The sequence below is a fragment of the Malonomonas rubra genome (assembly GCF_003247215.1).
Taxonomy (GTDB): domain Bacteria; phylum Desulfobacterota; class Desulfuromonadia; order Desulfuromonadales; family Geopsychrobacteraceae; genus Malonomonas; species Malonomonas rubra_A.
In genome coordinates this window covers 1-9,193 of the sequence record NZ_QKAP01000067.1, presented here as the reverse complement: position 1 = coordinate 9,193, position 9,193 = coordinate 1, and the positions used below count along the sequence as shown (strand labels likewise).

Genomic DNA, 9,193 nt, shown 5'->3' with positions numbered 1-9,193 from the left:
CGTGGGATGCGGTTGTCGGTTTCAACAAGTTGCCTGGCCTCGACTTGTATTATGCCGCTGATCCCTGCTATATCGCGGCGATCGCTGAAACCAGGTCGTGGCTCTATCGGTTCGGTAGCCGCTATCGGTGTTATGTAACTCTGGAGCGAAGCGTGTTTGCACCGCAGGCTAAGACCCATATCCTGCTAATTGCCGAACCGGAACAGGCGAAGTTCAGGAAATGGTATGGCACGTCGATTGAACGGTTTACGCTGCTCCCCCCGGGGATTTCCCGCGACCGGGTGGCCGGTCACGATGCCGGTGTCCGCCGCAACCAAGTCCGCAGCGAGTTGCAACTCCATGATGACACGCTGACCATGTTGCAGGTGGGTTCGGCATTCCGGACCAAAGGTGTCGACCGTAGCCTTTTGGCGATTGCCACTTTGCCGGATACTCTTCGGCAACGGGTTCGATTGCTTGTGGCCGGTCGTGGTGATGCTTCCTCCCTGGAACGACTCGCCAGGCGTCTGGGCCTCGAATCACAAGTCACGTTTCTCGGGGTACGTGACGATGTGCCGCAACTCCTGCTTGCTGCCGATCTGCTGCTCCATCCAGCCCGGACCGAAAACACCGGCACGGTGCTGCTTGAGGCCATGGCCGCCGGCTTGCCGGTCCTGACCACGGCCAATTGCGGATATGCCGGTCACGTGCTCGCAGGGGAGGGGGGCTGGGTCGTGCCGGTACCTTTCGATCAAATGATATTCAACCGTGAACTGGCTAGGGTGCTGGCATCTCCGGAGCGGACCGAACGCGGCCGGTCAGGACTGGCCTATGTCCAGCGCACAGATATCTTCAGCATGCCCGAAAAAGCAGTTGATGCTATTGAAACTGTTGCTGCGGGGAACCGTTCATGATCGAACTGCGCGCCGATCTTGCAAAGAAGTTCTCTGGCAAAGCGGCCTTCGACCGGATCCTTGCCCTGCAGGGGGAGGTCTATCGTGAACTGGCCGGTCGCCGCACCCTGCGCTGGGAGCATGATGGCCACGGCTACTTTGCCAAATTGCACTTCGGGGTCGGCTGGCGCGAAATACTCAAGAACCTGCTGACGTTTCGCCTGCCGGTGCTCGGTGCGGAAAATGAATATCGGGCCATCCGCCGCTGTGAAGAACTGGGCATAGCGACCATGACCATTGCCGGTTATGGCCGGCGTGGGTGGAACCCCGCCCGGCAGCAGTCATTCCTGATTACCGACGAACTGGTTGATGTCGTAAGCCTCGAGGATGTCTGCCGGGACTGGCCGGCCAGTCCGCTGCAGCCAGGGATAAAATGGTCCCTGATCCGGGAGGTTGCAGCGGTCGCCCGTAAGCTGCATGAAAACGGTGTGAACCATCGCGACTTCTATCTCTGCCATTTTCTTGCAAAGCGGTCATCCCTGCACGCCGCCACTCCCGAACTTCACCTGATAGACCTGCACCGTGTACAATTGCGCCGGCAAGTGCCGCGACGCTGGCTGGTGAAAGATCTCGGGGGACTATTGTTTTCAACCTTCGACATCGGCCTGAGCAGGCGGGACTGGTTGCGCTTCCTTCGCGCCTATCGTGGTCAGCCGCTGCGCACGATCCTGACCGACGACCGGGATCTGTTGTATGACGTCCTGGGCCGCGCCATTCAGACTTACCGGAGCGATTTTGGTAAAGACCCGTTTTTGCCGCGGGGGATACATGTCTGATCAATCGGTAGCCGTCCTCTTCTCGGTCGTCATTCCGGCCTTTAATTATGGTCATTTGCTGTCACGGGCAATCGATTCAGCACTCTCACAAGAGTGCGATGACATTGAAGTGATTGTAATTGATGACGGTTCCACAGATAACACGCCACAGATTCTGGCCGACTATGCAGCAAGATACCCACAACGTCTGCGTGCTCTCCGGCAGGAAAATCGGGGACTTGCTGCAGTACGTAACTTGGGTGTCGATGTATCCAAGGGCGATTACCTGATTTTTCTTGACGCGGATGATCGGCTTTTGCCAGGTGCTTTAACGCTTTTCAGGGATTTTCTGGGACGGCATGGACGGATAGATATGGTTTTTGCCGGGCACCGCACCATACACCCTGACGGCCGAATACGAGTTCATAAGGCCAGATCTATAGGTTCCAATCGAGAAGCGAATTTCTGCGGTTATCTGCGTCACGAATTTGGAATATCGAATGGTGCGGTGATTATGGCGCGGCGGATTTTCGATGTGATACGCTACCCTGTCGATGTGAGGAGTAGTGAAGATGTACCGGTTTTTGCACAAACACTCGCGCTGTTCGAATGTGCCTCACTAAGGGAACCGGTTTTGGATGTCTTTAGGCACCCTCAGAGCATGCGGTTTGATATTGAAAGCATCCGGAAGACTGGTGATGCGATCGTTGCTATCACATTCAATCCTGAAATTCTGCCGATGAATTTTATGAAATATTATAAAGAGTTCAGGGCAAGACAGAACCTGTCTCTATTCAGGTCGTGCTATATTGCCGGTAGTTATGCTGAAGCGAAGAAGTATTATTCATCTGGAATCAAGACTTTTCCTTCTTTATTGCTAAATCTGTCTTATCTTCGTAAATACTTGCGTATACTTTTTAAATAGATGTCTGGGAATTTGCACATAAAAGTTTATGACCATCCAGTTTACGAACAGGTTCGTCACGAACTTTTGGCTGGCCCGAGACTCCTTTTGGAGCAAGGCGTTATGTGTAAAAATGGTAGCCGTGGATATGCGGCACGGATTACTCTATCTGGCCGGTCTTTTTTCCTTAAACAGTATTATTTAAAGAGTGGTGTCTATCGGTTTGTCGATTTTTTCAGGGGTTCGCGCGGGGAGAGAACCTGGAAAATCAACATTCGCATGTTTGAAGCCGGCGTGGTTGTTCCTAAGCCGATCGCCTATCTTGAGGAGAAGAGATTGGGATTCTGGTACAATGGTTATCTGTTGACTGAATATATCGAAGGCGAAGGAGATTTGCGAAACGCTTGGCTGCAAGGTGACTTTTTGCGCCGTAAAGAGCTGATTAGCTGCGCAGGTGAACTCATTGCTGGGTTGCACCGGAATGGTTTTGTTCACGGCGACCTGAAGTGGAATAATATTCTTAGCAGCCAGGTCAATGGTCGGCTAATGCTGGTTCTGTCCGATCTCGATGGTGCCTGTCGTTGTCGTTTTATTTGCCGACGGGGGGTTGCTGACGATCTTGCCAGATTCATGGCCGATTTCGTTGCTGTTGGCGCAGAACCTGAGTTTAGTCAGAGGTTCTTAACTGCCTATCGCGTTGCTACAGGATGATTTAGGTGGTCAAACGGAGATGCTGAAACGGAGTTGCTATCGGGAGAATGGCCTGTTGGTATGGCAGCGGGCCGGAGACGATTTTCGGTCGCTGCTCTCCCATCTGCTTCCCGACCCAGATCGTCTGCTGGTTGCCGGCGAACAGCTCCCCGGTCGTGGACGGGGTTGCACGACGGCGCGGGTGACCATCGCAGGAACAGATTATTTGCTCAAGCGCTTTGCCTACCGCAATATCTGGTACGGCTTTCGCCATGTTTTCAAACGTTCCAGGGCACTGAAGGTTTTTTTCAATCAGAATCAGGCTCATGCAGCCGGAGTTTCGGTGCCGCTGCCGCTCCTTTGTCTCGAAGAGCGCTCCTGGCGGTTCCTGCGCCGCAGCTATGTGCTCGACCATTATCTTCAAGAGAGCCGTCCGCTTGATCAGTGCTGGGATGAGCTCACCGAGACTGAGCAGGGGGACATCCTGGTTCAGGCTGCCGAAAACTACGGACGATTGCATCAGGCCGGCATCCTGCATGGTGACAGCAACTGGCGCAACCTGCTGATTACGCAAACAGAGGCCGGCCCGAAGATCTGGCTGATCGACTTCGATAACAGCTGGCGCGCTGCCTCGCTTTCAAGAAACCGGCGGCAGAAAGATGTCGGCCATTTCGTCAGGGATATGCGTTGGCGCAAGTTGCCTGAGGCCCAAATAACGGGCTTTCTGGCAAGGCTCGCTCTTCGCTGAACGGACGTTGCTGGGCCGAGTTAATCTTTCTTTGGAGACAATATGGATACATCATTGATTAAACAGCACATGGCTCGCCACCAGCAGGTCATAGAACTGGTCGCACTGCAGCTGAGTCCGGCAATTGCCGAGGCGGCACGGCTGACCGCCGAGGCTCTGGCTAACGGAAATAAAGTTCTGGTCATGGGAAATGGCGGCTCGGCAGCCGATGCTCAGCATCTGGCCGCCGAACTGGTCGGACGTTTTCTGCGCGAGCGTCGGGCCTTGCCGGCGATCGCCCTAACCACCGACACTTCGATCCTGACCGCCGTCGGCAACGACTACGGCTTCGAGCAGGTGTTCAGCCGTCAGGTCGAAGCGTTGGCGCAACCGGGAGATGTGGTCATCGGCATCTCGACCTCGGGAAATTCCCCGAATGTGCTGGCGGCGCTTGTCGCCGCACGTGCTGCCGACTGCCGGACTATCGGACTTCTCGGCAGGGATGGCGGCAGCATCGCAGGTCAGGTTGATCTCGCCCTGGTGGTTCCGGTGCAGGAAACGCCGCATATTCAGGAATCGCATGTCACGATCATTCATGTGCTGTGCGATCTGGTCGAACGTGAGTTGTTCAACTCTTGAGTCATCCCGCAATGCTCGTCTCCATTGTCATACCGTCCTACAACCATCGCCAATACGTGGTTCAAGCTATCGAGAGTGTGCTTGATCAGGACTGGCCGGAGATAGACCTGATCGTCATAGACGATGGCTCGAAGGACGGCAGTCCTGAGGTAATTAGTGAACTACTCGAGCGTCGTGGAGGTTTCAGGTTCGTGTCGCGCGAGAATTGTGGGTTGATAAAGACACTGAACCAGGGTCTGTCAATGGCACGGGGGGATTTTTTTTGTGAGTTAGCTTCCGATGATTACTTACCTGTGGACAGTATATCGATAAGGGCGAAAGCTATTGCAAATGACCCAACCTCTATTGCGGTCTATGCGAATGGACATTTAGTTTTTGATAATGAAGTTATTGAAAATGGGCTGATAAACGACAAACAACGGCAAATGTTTGCATCAGAAGACCCTGTTGCCTGGATGATTAGAGGAGTTCTTCCGGTTTTTTCATCTGGACTATATCGCATAGATGCAATAAGGGATATTGGAGGTTTCGACGAAAATACTTACAAGTATTATGAAGACTTGGAGATACCTGTGAGACTGTGTGGACTTGGACATGTAAAGTTCATGGATAAGCCTGTTATATACAGAAGAGAACATGATTCAAACATTTCTAAAACGACAAATCATGTGAGGCTAGAGAAGGTAAGGTGTTTAGATAAGTTATTGTCAGATGAAGAATTTATTCATCACAAAGATGATCTGGTAAAGTTACTCGCTCATGAGTATTTTAAGTATGGGAAAAGTTTGTTGCGTCAACGAATTGTAACTAATGATGATTACGATACATTCTGGAAGAGTAAACATTATTTCCGAACTGATATAAGACTTGTGTTTTTGTATGTTATGTTGCGCTTGCGTGAGTACGCAAAGAGGTGAGTATGGATAATAAGGTAGATTGGGATAAAATTAAGAGTGGCAGAGAAAAAGCTTATCGTCAATTGTCCTCACAGCTAAATCTCCCTCTTGTAAAAGGCCACAGGGAGCTTCTTCTTAAGTATTTGTACGATGGAGCCCACCTGTTGGATGTCGGGGCAAATGACAGGAGTCTCAAGTCTTATATAGATAATAAATCAAGTAATAATATATTCTACTTCAGTTGTGATGTAGATACTACACATAAGCACGAATATTACTCTGTCGATGAATGCAAAGGAAAATATAATGTCATAACTGTGTTTGAGGTTATTGAGCACCTACAGCCAGGAAACGTTTTTGCGCTATTGAATAAATGTTATGAGTTGTTAAGTCCAGGTGGTGTAATATTAGTTAGTACGCCAAATGTACACCACCCTGTACGATTCTGGCGTGACTGTACACATATAACCCCGTTTTCTTATGATGAACTCGCAGGTATATTAATTACCATTGGATTTGATGGGTGCGTGGCCTATAGAACTAAAACTAATATGGGGCTGAGAAAAAAAATTGTTGCATATGTATGCAGGCCACTAATTAGTCTGCTAGGAATTGACTATGCTACTGGTATAGTCGTAATCGGTTCTAAGTCATAAATAACTGATTAGATGATCGGATCTTGTCTGACAACAATTGGAAAAACGTTTTCTTCGATAACGGCCTTCTCAGTAATAACTTGTGAATTTATGGTTCGATGAGAAATTTCGGGGCTAAGTCTTATGTGATCAGCGCCGTAAACCCAGGACGATATCCCTGGGTCTTCTGCGCGCTGGTGTGCCTTGCTTTACTAGTGAAGGTGGTCATCTTGGTGAACCATCAGGTCATTTCCAATGATGGCCCCCGCTACATCAATCAGACTCTTCAATTTATCGACGGTGAATTTGTCGCAGCGTTCAAGCGAGACAGCCTTTTTCTGTATCCGCTTCTTATCGCCGCTTTTGCCAAAGCAGGGCTGGATCCAGTTTTGACCGGAGAGTTGATTTCTGCGATTTCTTCCGTCCTAGTCCTTTGCCCGCTCTATCTTCTTTTCAAGCGTATTGGTACTCCTACGTCAGCTTTTTGGTCTTGTCTTGTCTTTGCGGTCATGCCCGTTTTTAATAAGTTTTCCGTGACCGTCATGCGGGATCCGTTTTTCCTTTTCGTGGTCGCTTGGTTGGTCTATCTGCTATGGTATGCTTTCGAGCGGCTGTATCCTGTTTGCTTTCTTCTTTGTTCCTTCCTGACTATGCTCTTAATGACGATCCGATTGGAGGGTATCCTCTTTCTCCCCATCGGGTTGCTGTTGTTGCTTGTAACTCTCGTGAGATCTCCCGCTGAACGAATCAGGACCCTGACATGTGCAGGGTTCTATCTTGCCCCGCTGCTGTTGATTCTGGTTGCCGCAGGCTGGTATTTTGCTGCGTCCGCTGGGGAATCTTTCCGGGCGGCTCAAGTCGGCAATTTTGTTTCCGGAGTGGCTGAGCGGGGTATTTTTTTCCACCATCCGGCGGTTGATGCCAGCCTGGACGCCGCGCAGGCTGTAACCGGGCCAATGCCTGAAAATGACTTTGTCCAAATCGTCCGGGAAAATGTGGCCATCATCTACCTGATTGGCATGCTGCGCCTGCTGATTGCCAATATCTGGTGGCCATTTTTCCTTGTTGGCATGATCGGGTTGGTGTGCTCCGTCGAAAAAAAGTGGGGAAGAACGTTTCTTGCTGTCACGATTTTCACCTATCTTCTTATGGCCTATTTGCACAATCTGCACCTGAACTTCCTCGACGAGCGTTACCTTTACATACCAACGATGTTTTTCTGCTTTTGGATCGGGCTCGGAGTGGAGTGTTTGGTCGAAATGGCCGGATCGTTGACCCGCAAGAGGGTTGTTTGTGGTGTAGTGTCAGTCCTTCTGATTTTTTCAGCGGTTCAATCGGTGAAAGCGATGACACCCAAGGAGGGCCTCTCTTCGATGGAGGCCGGGCAGTGGTTGGCCGCACAGCCATCACTGCAAGGGCTCTCTCTTCTTGCCAACGGAGAGAAAATCCCTTTTTATGGCGGGCGGGGTGATGATTTCATCCGTGCAGAATTTGCTCGGGATTTCAGGAGAGAGGTTTCTTTGCATCAGCCGGAATTGATCTCCATTGAGACTCGTCTCAAAAACATCGCGGCGGTTTCAACGTTTGACGGGTATGACTTATTGATCCGCTTCGATGATGAAAAATACGGAGCTTTGATTTTTCGTAAGACATTGAAGGATTAAGAAAGGCCAATTAAATGAGTCCTTCTGTGAAAAAACTCGATTGGACAGGAATCAGTACCTATCCGCTCGCCTCCCGCGATAACAAAGTCAATGTCCGTGAGCACTTTGCAAAACCCTCCGGCGTCGGCATTTCCGTGGCCGATCTGGTTGAGGCGATGCCCAAGGTCCTCGGCGCCGATCAGTTGCGCGGGGTGGTGGATGCTGTAGTGGCCGCCAGGCGCAACGGCCGACCGGTGGTTTTGGCCATGGGAGGGCATGTCATCAAGTGCGGGCTGCAGCCGATTCTAAAGACTCTGATCGAGGCGAAAATCATCACCGCAGTGGCCATGAACGGTTCAGCGGCCATTCACGATTTCGAAGTCTCTTTGATCGGAGCAACCTCCGAGGACGTCGGTGCGGTTCTGCATAGCGGCGATTTCGGTTTTTCTGAAGAAACCGGCGGCGGAATGAATCGCGCACTCAAGTCGGGCTTGCCGGAGGATATCGGTTTCGGTGCCGCCATCGGTCGCTGCATCATTGACAAAAATCACCCGTATAAAGACTACAGCCTTCTGGCGACCTGCGTCGAGTACGATATTCCGGTGACCGTTCATGTTGCCATCGGCACCGACATCATTCACCAACACCCGGAGTTCGACGGTGCTGTCACCGGTGAAATGTCGGCCCGTGATTTTCGCCTGTTGACTTCGGTGGTTGCCCACCTGAGCGGTGGTGTCTGGCTTAACGTCGGTTCCGCTGTGCTTCTTCCTGAAGTGTTTCTGAAAGCTCTGTCGATTGCTCAGAACCTTGGCTACCATGTCGATAATTTCTCCACGGCTAATTTCGACATGATCCAGCACTACCGGCCGTTGCAGAACGTGGTCAAGCGGCCAACTTCCGGCGGTGGCCGCGGTTACACCATTACCGGTCATCATGAAATCAACATTCCTTTGCTGGCTGCCGCCATCCTCGATCGGGTGAAGGGGTAAATGCCTGATACGTTCCATATAAACCTTGCCTTCGAGCCTCTTTTCAAAGCCAACGGGCTGGCTTCTTTCGCAGCGCTGATGCACGGTGCCGTAGGTGAGATGATCAGTTGCCCGCGGGACCGGCGCAAACTCTACCGCTTCTCTCTTGACGGACCGGAGGGGCTTGCCGGACGTTTCTACCTCAAGCGCATGACCAGTGAGCCGCTAGTCTGGCTGCTCAAGGCCCTTTTTCTTGGGCATAGACCACATTGCGGACCGATCCGCGAGTTGCGCATGTTATCGGCGCTTGATCGTGCAGGTTTTGCGGTGATGCAGCCGGTCGCCTGGGGGGAGTCGCGCCGCTTGGGACTGCCGACGGGAGGCTTTCTCGTCGTGAAGGAGGT

At 51.5% G+C, this 9,193-nt stretch carries 11 protein-coding genes; all 11 read left to right on the top strand.

Annotated features, from left to right (window positions below; translation table 11 throughout):
• Positions 1-893: glycosyltransferase family 4 protein (locus tag Q7J88_RS06555; protein ID WP_303721359.1), on the top strand; the 893-nt coding region annotated here is incomplete at its 5' end.
• Entirely contained in the window at positions 890-1,708 is an 819-nt protein-coding gene (gene rfaP, locus Q7J88_RS06550) for a lipopolysaccharide core heptose(I) kinase RfaP (RefSeq protein WP_303721358.1), read from the top strand. The genes Q7J88_RS06555 and rfaP, both read left to right, overlap by 4 nt.
• The gene (locus Q7J88_RS06545; protein WP_303721357.1) at positions 1,701-2,612 is read left to right on the top strand and encodes a glycosyltransferase family A protein; all 912 of its coding nucleotides are present in this window, start codon (positions 1,701-1,703) and stop codon (positions 2,610-2,612) included. Before rfaP ends, Q7J88_RS06545 begins: the two co-directional genes overlap by 8 nt.
• Before the next feature lie 87 nt (positions 2,613-2,699).
• Positions 2,700-3,302 carry a lipopolysaccharide kinase InaA family protein gene (locus Q7J88_RS06540; RefSeq protein WP_303721356.1) on the top strand — a complete coding sequence of 201 codons (603 nt, stop codon included), beginning with the start codon at positions 2,700-2,702 and terminating at the stop codon, positions 3,300-3,302.
• Between the two features lie 19 nt (positions 3,303-3,321).
• A complete protein-coding gene (locus Q7J88_RS06535) occupies positions 3,322-4,029 on the top strand; it encodes a lipopolysaccharide kinase InaA family protein (protein WP_303721355.1) in 708 nt (235 codons plus the stop codon).
• A gap of 42 nt (positions 4,030-4,071) precedes the next feature.
• Positions 4,072-4,647: a D-sedoheptulose 7-phosphate isomerase gene (gene gmhA, locus Q7J88_RS06530; protein WP_303721354.1), complete on the top strand. Its 576-nt coding sequence runs from the start codon at positions 4,072-4,074 to the stop codon at positions 4,645-4,647.
• An 11-nt stretch (positions 4,648-4,658) separates the two neighbouring features.
• On the top strand, positions 4,659-5,564 hold the full coding sequence (locus tag Q7J88_RS06525; RefSeq protein ID WP_303721353.1) for a glycosyltransferase family 2 protein: 906 nt from the start codon (positions 4,659-4,661) through the stop codon (positions 5,562-5,564).
• Between the two features lie 2 nt (positions 5,565-5,566).
• Positions 5,567-6,199: a class I SAM-dependent methyltransferase gene (locus Q7J88_RS06520; RefSeq protein ID WP_303721352.1), complete on the top strand. Its 633-nt coding sequence runs from the start codon at positions 5,567-5,569 to the stop codon at positions 6,197-6,199.
• A 212-nt stretch (positions 6,200-6,411) separates the two neighbouring features.
• Positions 6,412-7,842 (top strand): glycosyltransferase family 39 protein, encoded by a 1,431-nt coding sequence (locus Q7J88_RS06515; protein WP_303721351.1) that lies wholly within the window; start codon positions 6,412-6,414, stop codon positions 7,840-7,842.
• A gap of 14 nt (positions 7,843-7,856) precedes the next feature.
• The gene (locus Q7J88_RS06510) at positions 7,857-8,810 is read left to right on the top strand and encodes a hypothetical protein (protein ID WP_369681984.1); all 954 of its coding nucleotides are present in this window, start codon (positions 7,857-7,859) and stop codon (positions 8,808-8,810) included.
• A partial coding sequence (locus Q7J88_RS06505) for a hypothetical protein (RefSeq protein WP_303721349.1) occupies positions 8,811-9,193 on the top strand: 383 nt, incomplete at its 3' end.